This window comes from Lentzea sp. (assembly GCF_035525475.1).
Taxonomy (GTDB): domain Bacteria; phylum Actinomycetota; class Actinomycetes; order Mycobacteriales; family Pseudonocardiaceae; genus Lentzea.
Map to the genome: position 1 here is coordinate 39,738 of NZ_DATLEC010000102.1, position 15,799 is coordinate 55,536.

At 69.0% G+C, this 15,799-nt stretch carries 16 protein-coding genes and 1 riboswitch; of the genes, 12 read left to right on the forward strand and 4 right to left on the reverse strand.

Annotation, left to right across the window (positions count from 1 at the left end):
* Positions 1 to 8: 8 nt before the first annotated feature.
* The 8 genes from VM306_RS18095 (at position 9) to VM306_RS18130 (ending at position 6,703) form a co-directional block, all read left to right on the forward strand.
* Positions 9 to 332 carry a multidrug efflux SMR transporter gene (locus VM306_RS18095; RefSeq protein ID WP_325516309.1) on the forward strand — a complete coding sequence of 108 codons (324 nt, stop codon included), beginning with the start codon at positions 9 to 11 and terminating at the stop codon, positions 330 to 332.
* 8 nt (positions 333 to 340) lie between these two features.
* Entirely contained in the window at positions 341 to 934 is a 594-nt protein-coding gene (locus VM306_RS18100) for a TetR family transcriptional regulator (protein ID WP_325516311.1), read from the forward strand.
* Positions 935 to 938: 4 nt separating this feature from the next.
* Complete coding sequence (locus VM306_RS18105; protein ID WP_325516314.1) at positions 939 to 1,493, forward strand: hypothetical protein; 555 nt, start codon at positions 939 to 941, stop codon at positions 1,491 to 1,493.
* 80 nt (positions 1,494 to 1,573) lie between these two features.
* Positions 1,574 to 2,410: a DUF4097 family beta strand repeat-containing protein gene (locus VM306_RS18110; protein WP_325516318.1), complete on the forward strand. Its 837-nt coding sequence runs from the start codon at positions 1,574 to 1,576 to the stop codon at positions 2,408 to 2,410.
* Between the two features lie 180 nt (positions 2,411 to 2,590).
* On the forward strand, positions 2,591 to 4,456 hold the full coding sequence (gene dnaK, locus VM306_RS18115; protein WP_325516320.1) for a molecular chaperone DnaK: 1,866 nt from the start codon (positions 2,591 to 2,593) through the stop codon (positions 4,454 to 4,456).
* Positions 4,453 to 5,088: a nucleotide exchange factor GrpE gene (gene grpE / locus VM306_RS18120; RefSeq protein ID WP_325516323.1), complete on the forward strand. Its 636-nt coding sequence runs from the start codon at positions 4,453 to 4,455 to the stop codon at positions 5,086 to 5,088. Before dnaK ends, grpE begins: the two co-directional genes overlap by 4 nt.
* A gap of 17 nt (positions 5,089 to 5,105) precedes the next feature.
* On the forward strand, positions 5,106 to 6,269 hold the full coding sequence (dnaJ, locus tag VM306_RS18125; protein ID WP_325516327.1) for a molecular chaperone DnaJ: 1,164 nt from the start codon (positions 5,106 to 5,108) through the stop codon (positions 6,267 to 6,269).
* Positions 6,270 to 6,274: 5 nt separating this feature from the next.
* Positions 6,275 to 6,703 carry a heat shock protein transcriptional repressor HspR gene (locus tag VM306_RS18130; RefSeq protein ID WP_325516329.1) on the forward strand — a complete coding sequence of 143 codons (429 nt, stop codon included), beginning with the start codon at positions 6,275 to 6,277 and terminating at the stop codon, positions 6,701 to 6,703.
* Between the two features lies 1 nt (position 6,704).
* Here the strand turns inward: VM306_RS18130 and VM306_RS18135 are convergent, their stop codons facing one another.
* The gene (locus VM306_RS18135; protein WP_325516331.1) at positions 6,705 to 7,604 is read right to left on the reverse strand and encodes an SDR family oxidoreductase; all 900 of its coding nucleotides are present in this window, start codon (positions 7,602 to 7,604) and stop codon (positions 6,705 to 6,707) included.
* An 82-nt stretch (positions 7,605 to 7,686) separates the two neighbouring features.
* Here VM306_RS18135 and VM306_RS18140 point away from each other — a divergent pair, with 82 nt between their 5' ends.
* Positions 7,687 to 8,265: a helix-turn-helix domain-containing protein gene (locus VM306_RS18140; RefSeq protein ID WP_325516334.1), complete on the forward strand. Its 579-nt coding sequence runs from the start codon at positions 7,687 to 7,689 to the stop codon at positions 8,263 to 8,265.
* Here VM306_RS18140 and glyA read toward each other — a convergent pair.
* Entirely contained in the window at positions 8,248 to 9,465 is a 1,218-nt protein-coding gene (glyA, locus tag VM306_RS18145) for a serine hydroxymethyltransferase (RefSeq protein WP_325516336.1), read from the reverse strand. The two genes, VM306_RS18140 and glyA, sit on opposite strands and share 18 nt — an antisense overlap.
* Before the next feature lie 13 nt (positions 9,466 to 9,478).
* Positions 9,479 to 9,563, reverse strand: a riboswitch (ZMP/ZTP riboswitch).
* Between the two features lie 3 nt (positions 9,564 to 9,566).
* Positions 9,567 to 10,670 carry an FAD-binding oxidoreductase gene (locus VM306_RS18150; RefSeq protein ID WP_325516338.1) on the reverse strand — a complete coding sequence of 368 codons (1,104 nt, stop codon included), beginning with the start codon at positions 10,668 to 10,670 and terminating at the stop codon, positions 9,567 to 9,569.
* Positions 10,671 to 11,005: 335 nt separating this feature from the next.
* Here VM306_RS18150 and VM306_RS18155 point away from each other — a divergent pair, with 335 nt between their 5' ends.
* Both VM306_RS18155 and VM306_RS18160 read left to right on the forward strand, forming a co-directional pair.
* Positions 11,006 to 11,626: a pyridoxamine 5'-phosphate oxidase family protein gene (locus VM306_RS18155; RefSeq protein WP_325516340.1), complete on the forward strand. Its 621-nt coding sequence runs from the start codon at positions 11,006 to 11,008 to the stop codon at positions 11,624 to 11,626.
* 149 nt (positions 11,627 to 11,775) lie between these two features.
* On the forward strand, positions 11,776 to 13,434 hold the full coding sequence (locus VM306_RS18160; protein ID WP_325516342.1) for an MDR family MFS transporter: 1,659 nt from the start codon (positions 11,776 to 11,778) through the stop codon (positions 13,432 to 13,434).
* Here the strand turns inward: VM306_RS18160 and VM306_RS18165 are convergent.
* Positions 13,332 to 13,721 carry a VOC family protein gene (locus VM306_RS18165; RefSeq protein ID WP_325516346.1) on the reverse strand — a complete coding sequence of 130 codons (390 nt, stop codon included), beginning with the start codon at positions 13,719 to 13,721 and terminating at the stop codon, positions 13,332 to 13,334. The genes VM306_RS18160 and VM306_RS18165 overlap by 103 nt on opposite strands.
* A 146-nt stretch (positions 13,722 to 13,867) precedes the next feature.
* On the opposite strand from VM306_RS18165, the gene VM306_RS18170 reads away from it, so the two are divergent.
* On the forward strand, positions 13,868 to 15,799 hold a 1,932-nt coding region (locus VM306_RS18170; protein WP_325516349.1), incomplete at its 3' end, for an ATP-dependent Clp protease ATP-binding subunit.

The window sequence follows — 15,799 nt, forward strand, 5'->3', positions numbered from 1 at the left end:
AGGCCGCCGTGTTGTACGTGTACCTCGCCGCGGCGATCGCGGCGGAGATCGCCGCTACCGTGTCGCTCAAGTTGTCCGAGGGATTCACCAGACTGTGGCCGTCGGTCGTGGTCGTGGTCGGTTACGCCATCGCCTTCACGGCACTTTCGCGCGCGTTGAAGTCGGGTGTGCCCGTGGGCGTCGCCTATGCCGTGTGGTCGGCTGTCGGCGTCGCAGCCGTGGCGATCATCGGCTGGAAGTTCCTCGGCGAGACCCTCAACCCCACGATGGTCGTCGGCCTGGCCTTGATCATCGGAGGCGTGGTGACGCTCGAGCTCGGGAGGACGCACTGACCGCGGTAATGGAGCCCCAGAAGGTCGACGGTCAGAAGGTCGACGGCCGCAAGGCGCGGGGTGAGAAGAAGCGCCGGGCGATCATCGAGGCCACCCTGCGCGTGATCGAACGCGACGGCATCGCCGGCGTGACGCACCGCAGCGTGGCCCGTGAGGCGGGCGTACCGACGACGGCGCCGACCTACTACTACGCGACCCTCGACGACCTGTTGATCGCCACGCTGCTGTGGTCGGCGGAAGTGCTGTGCGACGACATGCTCCAGATCGTCGCGAGCGGGGGCAGCGCGCGTGAGATCGCCGAGGTCATCGCGAAGGCGGTCGACGAGAACCGCGGCCGCACGCTCGCCGAGTACGAGCTGTACCTGCTGGCGGGCAGGCGCCCCGAGCTGAAGGCCGCCGCGCGCCGGTGGCTCGACCTGGCGGTGGAGGCGGTGCGTCCGGCCGACCCCGTCGCGTTCCGGGCGTTCCTCGCGGCGATCGACGGGCTGCTGATCCAGGGCCTGATCGCCGACGTTGCTCCGAACGAGGACGAGCTGGAGCCAATCGTGTCCTTCTTGATCCGTGGCCGCGACGACGTCACGGCCGCCTCGCGGGAAGAATGAGGTCATGAAGTTCGCGCGAGAGGTGTCCGGCATCAGCCACGGGGTGAGCCTGGGGCTCCTCGCCGCGCTCTACGTGCGCGACTCGCTGGCGCTGTCCGTCGACGTCGAGCCGCACGTCCCCGGCTTGGAGCCGTCGCTGCCCGTGCGGGTTCCCGCGGGTGTCGACCGCGCCGCCGTGACCGCCGAGTGGCCGGGCTGGTGGTCCGACGCGCTGGAGGCGTGCACGCACGGCCTCGTGTCCGCCACGCCGGAGGATGCCACGGCGTTGCTGACCCGTCCTGCCTGCCGTGCCGCGGTCCTGGCCCTGAAGCCGGGCATCGACGAGCTGCACCGGGTGCAGCGCCCGGCCGCGTTGCCGATCGCCGACGTGCTGAGCGGCGTCGAGTCGCGCATCGGCCGGTGGGCGCAGAGGGTGGAGCTGCACATCGTCGAGGTGCCGGTCGAGGGCCTGCTGTGGGAGCGCTTCGCTCCCGCGCACGTGCTGGCGTCGACGCGGTTCCTGAACGACCCGGCGCGCGCGGCGCCGGCGTTGCGCGCGTTGCTCGAAGACCTGGTCTGAGCGGGGTAGGGACAACCCCACCCCGCCTTCGGGGGCTGACTGCCGTGTAGCTGAGCGCCGCCACCTCTAGTTTTGTGCTCATGATGAGGACGGCGCTGGTGGCGTTGCTTGCGGGGGCGGTGCTCACAGGGCTGACCGGCTGTGGCATTCGCATCATGAAGTACGAGTTCTCCGACGACCACGCCGTCGCGGAGAAGATCGAGGAAGTCCGCGTGCGCAACGGTTCCGGCGACGTGTCGGTCCGGTACCAGAGCGGCCTGACCGAGACGAAGATCCACCGCAGGGTCCAGCACGCGAAGGACCGCAGGCCCGAGGGGGCGACGCACCGCGTCGAGGGCAACGCGCTGGTGCTCGACGAGTGCGGCGACCACTGCGACGTCGACTACGTGGTGCTGGTCCCGGACGACAAGATCACGGTGAAGGGCGACACGGGGTCGGGGGACGCCAGCGTCGAGGGGCTGGCCTCGGTCGACTACACGACCGGGTCGGGCAGCGTCATGGTCAGGGACGTCAAGGGGGACGTCCGGGTCAACGTGGGATCGGGCGAGCTGCGGGCCTCCAGGGTCGGCGGCAGCCTCACCGCGGAGGCCGGCTCCGGGGAGGTCCTGCTGGACGCGATCAAGGGCAAGATGATGGTCGTCGCCCACTCCGGCAACATCGTCGGCACCGGGATCGACAACGACATCACGGCTGTCGCGTCCTCGGGCAACATCTCGCTGACCCTCATCTCAGAGCGGTCGATCCGTGCCGACGTCGGGTCCGGCGACATCACGCTGCGTATCCCGGGAGGCCCGTTCAGGCTCACCGGTCACTCGGAGAGCGGCGACCGCAGCATCACCGTGCCGACCGATCCGTCCGGGAAGAACGAGCTCAAGCTGACCACCGGCTCGGGGGACGTCCGGGTCGTCGGCATCTGAGCCGGGGAGAATGTGTCGAGGGCCACTCCACTGGAGTGGCCCTCGATGCGTTGTGAGGGAACAAGCAGACTTTCCCGGCCGTTAGGACAGTCAGAAAGCTTGAGTCGGATAGGCTCAAGGTTGAGCAGGTGGCAAACTTGAGCCAGCAACGCTCAACAAGTACTAGCGGGAGGAACTCCAATGGCGCGTGCAGTCGGCATCGACTTGGGGACGACCAACTCGGTCGTCGCCGTTCTCGAGGGCGGTGAGCCGACGGTCATCGCCAACTCGGAGGGCTCGAGGACGACCCCGTCCATCGTCGCGTTCGCCAAGAACGGCGAGGTCCTCGTGGGTCAGCCCGCGAAGAACCAGGCCGTCACCAACGTCGATCGCACCATCCGTTCGGTCAAGCGCCACGTCGGCACCAACTGGAAGACCGACGAGATCGACGGCAAGCAGTACACCTCGCAGGAGATCAGCGCGCGCGTGCTGATGAAGCTCAAGCGCGACGCCGAGGCGTACCTGGGTGAGGAGATCACCGACGCCGTCATCACCGTCCCGGCCTACTTCGAGGACGCGCAGCGCCAGGCCACCAAGGAGGCCGGCCAGATCGCGGGCCTCAACGTGCTCCGCATCGTCAACGAGCCGACCTCCGCCGCTCTGGCGTACGGCCTCGACAAGGGCGAGAAGGAGCAGACCATCCTGGTCTTCGACCTCGGTGGCGGCACGTTCGACGTCTCGCTGCTCGAGCTCGGCGACGGCGTGGTCGAGGTCCGCGCGACCTCCGGTGACAACCACCTCGGTGGCGACGACTGGGACCAGCGCATCGTCAACTGGCTGGTCGACCGGTTCAAGCAGGCCAACGGCATCGACCTGACCAAGGACAAGATGGCCCTGCAGCGGATCCGCGAGGCCGCCGAGAAGGCCAAGATCGAGCTGTCGAGCTCCAGCAACGCCTCGATCAACCTGCCGTACATCACGGTCGACTCGGACAAGAACCCGCTGTTCCTCGACGAGACGCTGTCGCGCGCCGAGTTCCAGCGGATCACGAACGACCTGCTCGAGCGCACCCGCGCGCCGTTCAACAACGTGATCAAGGACGCCAACATCTCCGTCGGCGACATCGACCACGTCGTGCTCGTCGGTGGCTCGACCCGCATGCCCGCCGTCGCGGAGCTCGTCAAGGAGCTGACCGGCGGCCGCGAGCCCAACAAGGGCGTGAACCCGGACGAGGTCGTCGCCGTCGGCGCCGCCCTGCAGGCCGGTGTCCTCAAGGGCGAGGTCAAGGACGTTCTGCTGCTCGACGTCACCCCGCTGTCCCTCGGCATCGAGACCAAGGGCGGCATCATGACCAAGCTGATCGAGCGCAACACCACGATCCCGACCAAGCGGTCCGAGACCTTCACGACCGCGGACGACAACCAGCCGTCCGTGCAGATCCAGGTCTTCCAGGGCGAGCGCGAGATCGCGGCGCACAACAAGAAGCTCGGCATGTTCGAGCTGACCGGCCTGCCGCCCGCCCCGCGTGGCGTGCCGCAGATCGAGGTCACCTTCGACATCGACGCGAACGGCATCGTCCACGTGTCGGCGAAGGACCTGGGCACCGGCAAGGAGCAGTCGATGACGATCACCGGTGGCTCCGCGCTGCCGAAGGACGACATCGACCGCATGGTCAAGGACGCCGAGGCCCACGCGGAGGAGGACAAGCGCCGCCGCGAGGAGGCCGAGGTCCGCAACCAGGCCGAGACGCTGGTCTACCAGACGGAGAAGGTCGTCAAGGAGAACGACGACAAGCTCCCGGCCGAGGTCAAGGAGAAGGTCAACGCCGCCATCGCGGAGGCGACCGAGGCCCTCAAGGGCACCGACATCAACGCCATCAAGACGGCCGTCGAGAAGCTCGCGACCGAGTCCCAGGCCATCGGCCAGGCGATCTACGCCAACGCGCCGGGTGCCGCCGGTGCCGAGGCCCCCGGTGCGGACGCTCCGGGTGCCGCCGGCGCGGGTGCCAAGGCCGGCCAGGACGACGTCGTCGACGCCGAGATCGTGGACGAGGACGAGAAGAAGTGACCGAACCGAGGCATGCCGCCCCTGACGAGGAGCAGCCTCAGGTCGTCGTGGACGACCGGCGCCGGATCGACCCCGAGATGGGGGAGGTCCGGCCGCCGGCCCACGCCGCCGACGAGGAAGGCGCCGCTCCGGTTTCCGAAGAGCCCGTGGTCGCCGAGGTCGTCGACGAGGTGGCCGCCGAGCTGAAGACCCAGCTCGACGAACGCACCGCCGACCTGCAGCGGCTCACCGCCGAGTACGCGAACTACCGCAAGCGGGTGGAACGCGACCGCGAAGCGGTGATCAACAACGCGAAGGCGTCCGTGGCCTCCGAGCTGCTCTCGGTGCTGGACGACGTCGAGCGGGCCGCCGCGCACGGCGACCTGACCGGCGCGTTCAAGGCCGTGGCGGACAAGCTCGTGTCCACGCTGGCGAAGACCGGCCTGGAGCCGTTCGCGCACGAGGGCGAGGCGTTCGACCCGTCGGTGCACGAGGCCGTGCAGCACAGCACGTCCCCGGACGTCGACGGACCGACGGTCACCGCCGTCCTGCGCCGCGGCTACACCTTCGGCGACAAGCTCGTCCGCCCCGCGCTCGTCGCGGTGACGGACCACGAGCCGGCACCCAGTGCCGCGCCGACTGAAGAGAACTAGGGAGGAGGAGACGTTCGGTGAGTGCCAGGGACTGGATCGAGAAGGACTTCTACCGTGAGCTGGGCGTCTCCTCCGAGGCGTCGGCCGACGAGATCAAGAAGTCGTACCGCAAGCTCGCCCGCGAGCTGCACCCCGACGCGAACCCCGGCGACGCCAAGGCCGAGGCCCGCTTCAAGGCGGTCTCCGAGGCCTACGGCGTGCTGTCGGACCCGGCCAAGCGCAAGCAGTACGACGAGGCCCGCCGCCTGTTCGCGGGCGGCGGTGGCTTCCCGGGCTCCGGCGGCTTCGGCTCCGGCGGCTTCGACGTCAACGACCTGTTCGGCCGTGCCGCGCAGGGCACCGGTGGCGGCGGCCTGGGCGACCTGCTCGGCGGCCTGTTCAACCGGCGTGGCGGCGGGGCGGCCGGTTCGCCCACGCGTCCGCGTCGTGGTGAGGACGTCGAGACCGACGTCCGCATCGACTTCACCGAGGCCGTGAAGGGTGCGACGGTGCCGCTGCGCCTGTCGTCCCCCGCGGCCTGCACGACGTGCGGCGGCTCCGGCGCCAAGCCGGGCACCACGCCGCACACCTGCGCGACGTGTTCGGGCTCCGGCCTGGTCACCCGCTCGCAGGGCGCGTTCGCGTTCAGCGAGCCGTGCCGCGACTGCCGCGGCACCGGGCGGATCATCGACGACCCGTGCCCCGAGTGCGGCGGCGACGGCGTGAGCACCCGCACCCGCACGTTGACCGTGAGGATCCCGTCGGGCGTCGCCGACGGCCAGCGGATCCGCCTCGCGGGACAGGGCGAACCGGGTCGCAACGGCGGCCCGAGCGGCGACCTGTTCGTGCGCGTGCACGTCAACCCGCACAGCCTGTTCGGCCGTCAGGGCAACGACCTGACGCTGAAGGTGCCGATGACGTTCTCGGAGCTCGCTCTGGGCACGACGTTGACCGTGCCGACCCTGGACGGCAAGGTGACTTTGAAGGTGCCCGCCGGCACGTCCTCTGGACGGGTCATGCGGGCACGGGGCAAGGGGATCACGAAGCGCGACGGCACTTCGGGCGATCTCCTGATCACCCTGGAGGTCGCGGTGCCGAACGCCCTCTCGTCCGAGGCCCGCGAGGCCCTCGAGGAGTACGCCGCGGTGACTGTCGATCACGATCCGCGCGGTGACCTGAACGCGCTGCTTGAAGGGCGGTGAGTCCGGTGGGTTTTCCGTTCCCTCCCGGGACCGATGAGGACACGCCGTTCTTCGTGATCTCCGTGGCTGCCCAGCTCTCGGGGCTCCACGCGCAGACCTTGCGGTCGTACGACCGGATGGGGCTGGTCTCGCCCGGTCGTACTTCCGGTGGTGGGCGGCGGTACTCGATGCGCGACATCGAGCTGCTGCGCGAGGTGCAGCGGTTGTCCCAGGACGAAGGGGTGAACCTCGCCGGGATCAAGCGGATCATCGACCTGGAGAACCAGGTCGACGCCCTGCGCGCGCGGGTCACCGAGCTGAACCAGGAACTGGCGCAGGCGATGGCAGCGGCTGAGGGCGCTGCCGCCGCCGTGCACGCCTCCTACCGGCGGGACCTCGTCCCGATCCGGCAGGAGACCGCGCTCGTCGTGTGGAAACCCAAACCGCGCAAGTAGCTCAGCGCTGCTCGAAGTAGAACCCGGTCTCCAGGTCCTCCAGGAGGCCGGGTTCCTTCGGTTCCCAGCCCAGCAGTTCGCGGGTCTTCGTGCTCGACGTCGGTGCGTCTCGTCCCACCATGAACGCCAGCGGGCCGAAGTGGTCCTGCGCCCGTTCCGCCGGGATGCTCTCCACCGGCACGTTCAGCTTCCTGCCGATCACCTCGGCGATCTCCCTCATGGTCACGGCCTCCTCCGCCACGGCGTGCAGGATCGCGCCGGTGGGGGCCTTTTCCACTGCCAGCCTGTACAGCCTTGCCGCGTCCAGGGTGTGGCCTGCTGACCAGCGGTTCTTGCCGTCGCCGGGGTAGCAGGACACGCCGGTTGCCCTGGCGGTCCTGACCAGGATCGGGATGAAGCCCGCCGTGTCCAGGGCGCTGTGGACGGTGGGCGGGAGGACGACCACCGAGCCGCGGACGTCCGTCGCGTCGATGATCGCGTTGCGGGCGGCGCCTCGGGGGCTTTCGCTCGGGACGCGTTCGTCTTCGGTGGCCGTGTGGCCCAGGCCGGAGTAGGACAGCGTGCCACTGGTGCCGATCAGGGCCTTGCCGGTGCCGGACAGCTCGTCGAGGAACGCCTGGACGACCGCGAGGTCGGCGTCGGCGGCGCCCTGGTAGTCGCCCGCGTACATCTCGTCGTGCTTGAACGCCAGGTGGATCACCGCGTCCGACTCGGCCGCGCCCTTGCGCAACCCGTCGAGGTCGTCGAGGTCGCCCAGCTGGGCGACGGCTCCCTGCGCCTCGATCCTGGCGGCGGACGCCTCGGAACGGGCGAGGCCCACGACCTGGTGGCCCGCCCTCAGCAGTTCCGGGACCAGCGCCGAACCGACGTGGCCGCTGGCACCCGTGACGAAGACCTTCATGACACTCCTCAAGTGATGGGACTTGGTCTCATCAACCGTAGCAGAGTGATGAGACCAAGTCGCATCACTTAGGATGGGCGGCATGGGTCGATGGGAGCCGGACGCACGGGAGCGGTTGGTGCTCGCCGCGCTCGACCTGTTCAGCGAGCAGGGGTACGAGAACACCGCCGTCGCGCAGATCGCCGAACGCGCCGGGCTCACCAAGAGCACGTTCTTCCGGCATTTCCGGGACAAGCGCGAGGTGCTGTTCGGCGGTCAGGAGGTGCTCGCCGAGATGCTCAAGGCCGGGATCGCCGGTGCGCCCGAGTCGGCGGGGGCCGTCGAAGCGGTCGAGGCGGCGCTCGTCGCCGTGTCGGCCGGGCTTACCGAAGAGCGGCGGGCGCACGGGCCGCGGCGGCGAGAGGTGATCGCCGGCAACGTCGAGCTGCGCGAGCGGGAGGCGTTGAAGATGGTCGGGTTCGCCGCCACGATGGCGGACTCGTTGAGGCAGCGCGGCGTGCCCGAGTTGGAGGCCGGCGTGGCCGCTGAGCTCGGGTTGCTGGCGTTCTGGCGCGGCTACGACCGCTGGCTGGAGACCGGCGGGGACTTCGCTGAAGTCGCCCGCCGGACGTTCGCCGAGGTTCGTGCCGCGACGACTGCCGTGCTAGAGGGCGGCGAGTAGCTCCTCGACCTCGGCCGCGATGCGGTCGAGTGCCTGGTCGTCGTCGTGGGCGGCGATCGCGCGGTCGATCCAGTCCGCGATCAGCGGCATCTGCTCGGGCTCCAGGCCTCGGGTGGTGACGCCCGCGGTGCCGAGGCGGATACCGGACGGGTCGAACGGCTTGCGGGTGTCGAACGGGACCGCGTTGTAGTTCAGCTCGATGCCCGCGCGGTCGAGTGCCCTGGCTGCCGGCTTGCCGCCGATCAGCTTCGACGTCAGGTCGATCAGGACCAGGTGGTTGTCCGTGCCGCCGGACACCAGGTCGAAGCCGCGCTCCAGCAGCGCCTCGGCCAACGTCCGTGCGTTCTTCACGACCGTGTGCGCGTACTCGCGGAACTCCGGCTGCGAGGCCTCGTGCAGTGCCACGGCGATCGCGGCGGTCGTGTGGTCGTGCGGGCCGCCCTGCAGGCCGGGGAACACGGCGCGGTCGATCGCCTTCGCGTGCTCGGCGTCGCACAGGATCATGGCGCCGCGCGGGCCGCGCAACGTCTTGTGCGTGGTCGTGGTGATCACCGGCGCGTGCCCGACCGGCGACGGGTGCGCGCCGCCCGCGACCAGTCCCGCGATGTGCGCGATGTCGGCGACCAGGACCGCGCCGATCTCGTTCGCGATCTCCGCGAACGCCGGGAAGTCGATGGTGCGCGGGATCGCCGTGCCGCCGCAGAAGACCACCTTCGGCCGCTCGGCGAGCGCCAGCGCCCTGACCTCGTCCATGTCGACGACGCCGGTGTCCTTGCGGACCTCGTACTGCACCGCGCGGAACCACTTGCCGGTCGCCGAGACGCTCCAGCCGTGGGTGAGGTGGCCGCCCATCGGCAGCGACATGCCCATCACGGTGTCGCCGGGCGACAGGAACGCCAGGTACACGGCGAGGTTCGCCGGCGCGCCGGACAGCGGCTGCACGTTGGCGTGCTCCACGCCGAACAGCGACTTCGCCCGGTCGATGGCGAGCTGCTCGACCTGGTCGATGATCTGCTGACCCTCGTAGTACCGCTTTCCGGGGTAGCCCTCGGAGTACTTGTTGGTCAGCACGGAACCCGTCGCCTCGAGCACGGCCCGTGACACGTCGTTCTCGGACGCGATCATGCGCAGCTTGCGCGCCTGGCGGTCGGCTTCCGCGTTGATCAGGGCGAACACGGCGGGATCGGTTTCAGCGAGCACAGCGCGACTCCACGCCGGGCACCCAGGCGTTCGGTGCGCACGGCAGTCGCTTCCCGGTGGTCACTTCCACCCTCGGCACGCCAGTCGCGGACGTGCCGAGCTTAGTCCAGCGTGAACGGGTCGTACTTGATCCGGTCGAGCGGGGTTCCGGCGACCAGCATGCGGGACACCGTCGACCTGATCATGGCGGGGCTGCCGCAGACCAGGACGTCGCGGTCCTCCCACGCGCCGTACCGCGTGACGACGTCGGCCAGGCTGCCCTGCTCGACGCCGCGGACCCCGGGATCCGACTCGAGCACCGGCACGACCGTGAGCCACGGGTTCGTGGTCGCGATGCGCTGCAGGTTGTCGAGGTCGTAGAGGTCCTCGCGGGTGCGGCCACCGTAGAAGAGGTGCACGCGGGGGTTGTCGCCCCACTGCGACATCTCGTCGATGATCGCGTGCATCGGCGCCACGCCCGTGCCGCCGGCGACCATCAGGACGTCCGACCCGGACGTGCGGTCGACCGTGAGGCGGCCCATCGGCGGGCCGATGCGCCAGGTGTCGCCGGCCTGCGTGTGGCCGACCACCGAGCGGGACACCCAGCCGCCGTCGACGGACCGGATGTGGAACTCGATGACGCCGTCCTGGCGCGGGGCGTTCGCCGGCGAGTAGTACCGCCACAGGCGCTTGCGCTGCGGCGTCTCCACGCTGACGTACTGACCGGCCTTGTAGTTGACCGGGTGGTCCGGCTGCAGGCGCACGACGGCCAAGTCCCACGAGACGCGCTGGTGCTCCAGCACCGTCGCGTGCCAGTAGGCGGGCCCGTTGTCGGCGTCGGCGGCCTCCTGCATGGCCCTGGCCATGAGGGTGTAGGCCTCGGCCCACGCCATCTCGACCTTGGGCGTCCATGCTGTCCCGGCGAACTTCTTCACCGCGGACAGCAGTGCGGTCCCGACCGCCTCGTAGTGGACGTTGATGACACCGAACTTGCGGTGGTCACGGCCCAGCTGGCGGAGGAACGGGATGAGGTCGTCCGGGCGGTCGACCATCTGCACCACGTGCACGAGGGCGCGCAGCAGTCGGCTGCGTTGCACCTCCATGTTCGCGGGGAACATCTCGCGTGTGGCGGGCGAGAGCGAGAAGAGCATCCCGTAGAAGAACTTCGCCACTTCTTCGGAATGCGGCTCCACCACCGCGAAGCTCTCCCGGATCATCCGCACCATCGCGGTGACGCCAGGTGGAGGTTCTCGGTGTGGCGGGGTAGGGATGGGGCTCAGCACAGCGTTCGCAGTCATGGTCCGCGCGCAGTCTCCACGTTCTCATTGGCGTCAGCAAGGCGTTGCCGTCAGCAAGGCGCCGTCGTCCTCGTCAAGCATCCTTCCCCCGACAGGGTGGACAGTAACCCCTGTTCTAGCCCTTTGACTCCTTGATGCCACCTTCGAGCGATGTGCGATTACTCTACGCAACTAGTTGTTACCGCAACAGTGTGATTATGAGGATCCGTCTGTACCGGGTTGCGCGCTTGCGTGCTTGGGTGGGCCGCGTGTCCCTGCCTGAGTTGACTGAAACCACCTCACCCGACCGTGTCGAGCTCCCCGGTTCGCGCGGGGAGCACTTCCTCCAATGTGCCCTGGAGACGTCCGATCGCGCCAGGCGCTTCTACTCGGACCAGGTCCTCGACCACCTCAACCCGGCGATGGCCGAGTTCGTCGGGCGGATGGAGATGGCGTTCATCTCCACCTCGGACGCGGACGGCGCTTGCGACTCGTCACTGCGTTGCGGCTCGGCCGGCTTCCTGCGCGTTCTCGACTCCCGGACCGTCGTCTACCCCGAGTACCGGGGGAACGGGGTGATGGCTTCCCTCGGGAACATCATGGAGAACCCGCACATCGGGATGTTGATGGTGGACTTCGCCGATGACCTGATCGGGCTGCACGTGAACGGGCGGGCCCGGGTCGCTCCGCTGGAGGAGTTCGCCGAGCTCGCCGGGGAGGATCGCCGGATCGAGCAGTGGGTGGTGGTGACTGTCGAGGAGGCCTACGTCCACTGCCGGAAGCACATCCCGCGGATGGTTCCCGTGGAGCGGATCCGGCATTGGGGGACTGATGACGTGAAGCGGAAGGGCGGGGACTTCTTCGGGGTGAAGGCGGACAAGGCCGCCTCGGCTGACGTGGGGTGATTCCGGGGGCCTTGGGTCCTGCGTTAGCGGGGCTTGAGGCTGCCGGGCGACCCTGTTCGCGGTGTGACGTGACAGTCACCGATTTAGTTGGCCTAGCTAACTATCTCCAGATATAGTTGTATGACATCAACTAATTACTGGAGGCGTGCTTGAACCGGCCCTCGTCGCATCGGGAGATCCTCGAAGCGCTGTCCGGCATCTGGGTGGCGTTGCTCGTCGCGATCCTCAGTTCCACCATCGTCTCGAACGCTCTCCCGACGATCCTGGCCGAGCTCAAGGGCACGCAGGCCCAGTACACGTGGGTCATCACCGCGATGTTGCTGGCCTCCACCGCCAGCACTCCGGTGTGGGGCAAGCTCGCGGACCTGTTCGACAAGAAGATGTTGTTGCAGGTCGCGATCGTCTTGTTCGTGATCGGCTCGGTTCTGGCCGGGTTGAGTCAGAACATGGAGCAGTTGATCGGGTTCCGGGTCGTCCAGGGGCTCGGTATGGGTGGCGTTCAGGCGCTCGGCCAGGTCGTGGTCGGGGCGCTGTTGAGTCCTCGTGAGCGTGGGCGGTACAGCGGGTACACCGGCATGGTCATCTCTGCCGGCACCGTGGGTGGGCCGTTGGTCGGTGGGTTCCTCGTCGACTGGCCAGGGTGGCGGTGGTGCTTCTTCGTCTGCGTGCCGTTGGCGTTGGTCGCGCTGGCCGTGTTGCACAAGACGCTGCACCTGCCGACTGCGAAGCAGCACGTGAAGATCGACTACCTCGGTGCCACGTTGATCACCGGCGGCGTCAGCCTCGTGTTGATGTGGGTGTCGTTCGCCGGCAAGGACTTCGCCTGGTTCTCCGGGGAGAGCGCCTTGTTCGCGGGTGGGGCGTTGCTCGCGATCGGGGGTGCCTACTTCGTTGAGCGGCGGGCTTCCGCGCCGGTCATCCCGCTGCACCTGTTCAAGAACCGGACCGTGGTGCTGGCGATGCTCGGGGGTGTCGCGGTGGGGACCGCGATGTTCGGGGCCTCGGTGTTCATGGGGCAGTACTTCCAGATCGCGCGGGGGTTCTCGCCCACCAAGGCCGGGTTGCTGACGGTGCCGCTGGTGCTCGGGCTCAGCATCTCGTCGACGGTCAGCGGGCAGTTGATCGCCAAGAGCGGCAAGTGGAAGAGCTACCTGGTCTGGGGCTCGTTCTCGCTGGTCGCGGGGCTCGCGTTGCTCGGGACGATCGACCACGCCACCAATCTGGTGCTGATGGGGGCCTACCTGGCGCTGGTCGGTGTCGGGGTGGGGCTGACCATGCAGAACCTCGTGCTGGCCGTGCAGAACGGCGTGGGGATGGCCGATCTCGGCGCCGCCAGTTCCACCGCCACGTTCCTGCGGTCGCTGGGCGGGACGGCCGGCGTCTCGGTGCTCGGGGCCGTGCTGGCCGCCCACGTGAGCACCACGACGCTCGACCGCGGTTCCCTCTCCCCCGTCGTGCGGGACTCCTACGGCGATGCGATGGGGCAGTTGTTCCTGATCGCCGCCGGGCTCGCGGTGTTCACGGTGATCGCCGTGCTGCTGATCAAGGAGCAGCCGCTGCGGGACTTCGTGGACGTCACCCCAACGGGTTCTGGTGCACAGACGGTCGCCACTGAACCTGATTCACCTGTGGATACTGACCAGCGGATTGTGGACAACCCGGCTCCCGCTGTGGACAAGCGGTTGGTGCTTTCGAGTGACGGTGGTCAGGAGGTCGCGGCGCGTTCGGCTGCGCTGCGTTCCACGCAGAACTCGTTGCCCTCGGGGTCGCGCATCGTGACCCAGCCGGTGCCGTCCGCCCTGCGCTGATCGTCGAAGACCGTCGCGCCGATGGCGAGGAGGCGTTCGACCTCCTCGTCACGGGTGCCGTCCGACGGCTGCAGGTCGAGGTGCAGGCGGTTCTTCAGCTCCTTGTCCTTGTCCTCCGGCACGGTGATGAACAGGTAGCGGATGCCGTTCGGCAGCTCGATCAGGCACTCGGGGTCGCCGGGGTTGTCGTCGGGGTGCAGCGGGTGGCCGAGGACCTTGCTCCACCACGTGGCGATCTCGTAGGAGTCGCGCGCGTCGACGGTGATGTTGTGGATGATGGACGTCATGGGCTGATCTTCGCCCAACCCGTCTCGGCCGACGTGCGGTTTTCGGGACGTCCGTCACGTTCTCGTAGTTGAGCGGAACAGGCTCAACTTTTCTGCCGTTGTACGGGATGATGGTCCATGCTGGAGGCTGACCACGAGGTGGAGGAATGGACGCTTTCAACCCGACGACGAAGACGCAGCAGGCGGTTTCCGCCGCGGTCCAGGCCGCGACGATCAACGGGAACCCGGACGTGGGGTCCGTGCACCTGCTCAGTGCACTGCTGGCGCAGACGGACGGGTTGACCTCGCCGTTGCTCGAGGCGGTGGGCGCCGACCCGACGCTCGTGCGCAAGGAGCTGGAGCTGCTCTCCCGGTCGTTGCCCAGCGCCTCCGGCACCACGGTCTCCGCGCCGCAGCTCTCGCGCGACGCCGCTCGGGTGCTCGGCAAGGCGCAGGAGCTCGCCACCGAGATGGGCGACGAGTACGTGTCCACCGAGCACCTGCTCGTCGGTCTGGCGCAGCACGGCGGCCAGGTGGCCGACCTGCTGCGGCGGCACGGTGCGACGCCTGACGCACTGAAGGAGGCCTTCGGCCGTGTTCGTGGATCGGCTCGTGTGACGTCCCCGGACCCCGAGGGCACCTACAAGGCGCTGGAGAAGTACGGCGTCGACCTGACCGAGCGCGCGCGCAAGGGCGAGCTCGACCCGGTGATCGGCCGTGACGCCGAGATCCGCCGGGTCGTGCAGGTGCTGTCGCGCCGCACCAAGAACAACCCCGTGCTGATCGGCGAGCCCGGTGTCGGCAAGACGGCGATCGTCGAGGGCCTGGCGCAGCGCGTCGTGGCCGGTGACGTGCCGGAGTCGCTGCGCGGCAAGAAGGTCGTCGCGCTGGACCTCGGCTCGATGGTCGCGGGCGCCAAGTACCGCGGTGAGTTCGAGGAGCGGCTCAAGGCCGTCCTGAAGGAGATCACCGACTCGGCCGGCCAGGTCATCACGTTCATCGACGAGCTGCACACGATCGTCGGCGCCGGCGCGACCGGTGAGTCGGCCATGGACGCCGGCAACATGATCAAGCCGATGCTCGCCCGCGGTGAGCTGCGCATGGTCGGCGCCACGACCCTGGACGAGTACCGCGAGCACATCGAGAAGGACGCCGCCCTGGAGCGCCGCTTCCAGCAGGTGCTGGTCGGCGAGCCGTCGGTGGAGGACACCGTCGGCATCCTGCGCGGGCTCAAGGAGCGCTACGAGGTGCACCACGGCGTGCGCATCACCGACGCCGCCCTCGTCGCCGCCTCGACCCTGTCCGACCGCTACATCACCGCGCGCTTCCTGCCGGACAAGGCGATCGACCTCGTCGACGAGGCCGCGTCCCGGCTGCGCATGGAGATCGACTCCCGGCCCGTCGAGATCGACACCGTCGAACGCGCCGTCCGCCGTCTCGAGATCGAGGAGATGGCGCTGGCCAAGGAGTCCGACCCGGCGTCGGTGGAACGGCTGCGCGCCCTGCGCGCCGAGCTGGCCGAGAAGCGCGAGGAGCTGGCGGGGCTGACCGCCCGCTGGCAGAACGAGAAGGGCTCCATCGACCGCGTGCGGGGTCTGAAGGAGCAGCTGGAGTCGTTGCGCGGCGAGTCCGAACGGGCTGAGCGCGACGGCGACCTCGGTCGTGCCGCCGAGCTGCGCTACGGCCGGATCCCCGCGCTGGAGAAGGAGCTCTCCGTCGCCGCCGAGTCCACCCAGGACGCCGCGATGCTGAAGGAGGAGGTCGGCCCCGACGACGTTGCGGACGTGGTGTCGGCGTGGACCGGCATCCCGGCAGGACGTCTGCTGGAGGGCGAGACCGCCAAGCTCCTGCGGATGGAGGACGAGCTCACCCGCCGGGTGGTCGGCCAGGCCGAGGCGGTGCGCGTCGTGTCGGACGCGGTGCGCAGGACGCGCGCCGGTGTCGCCGACCCGGACCGCCCGACGGGCTCGTTCCTGTTCCTCGGCCCCACCGGCGTCGGCAAGACGGAGCTGGCCAAGGCGCTGGCGGCGTTCCTGTTCGACGACGAGCGGGCGATGATCCGCATCGACATGAGCGAGTACTCCGAGAAGCACTCGGTG

Bases quoted from the DNA above. Each gene is read 5' to 3' on its own strand.
- VM306_RS18140 (WP_325516334.1), top strand. From the start codon at position 7,687: ATGGGTCGATGGGAGCCGGACGCACGGGAGCGGTTGGTGCTCGCCGCG.
- VM306_RS18150 (WP_325516338.1), bottom strand. From the start codon at position 10,670: ATGGTGCGGATGATCCGGGAGAGCTTCGCGGTGGTGGAGCCGCATTCC.
- VM306_RS18110 (WP_325516318.1), top strand. From the start codon at position 1,574: ATGATGAGGACGGCGCTGGTGGCGTTGCTTGCGGGGGCGGTGCTCACA.
- VM306_RS18100 (WP_325516311.1), top strand. From the start codon at position 341: ATGGAGCCCCAGAAGGTCGACGGTCAGAAGGTCGACGGCCGCAAGGCG.
- VM306_RS18135 (WP_325516331.1), bottom strand. From the start codon at position 7,604: ATGAAGGTCTTCGTCACGGGTGCCAGCGGCCACGTCGGTTCGGCGCTG.
- VM306_RS18165 (WP_325516346.1), bottom strand. From the start codon at position 13,721: ATGACGTCCATCATCCACAACATCACCGTCGACGCGCGCGACTCCTAC.
- dnaK (WP_325516320.1), top strand. From the start codon at position 2,591: ATGGCGCGTGCAGTCGGCATCGACTTGGGGACGACCAACTCGGTCGTC.
- VM306_RS18105 (WP_325516314.1), top strand. From the start codon at position 939: ATGAAGTTCGCGCGAGAGGTGTCCGGCATCAGCCACGGGGTGAGCCTG.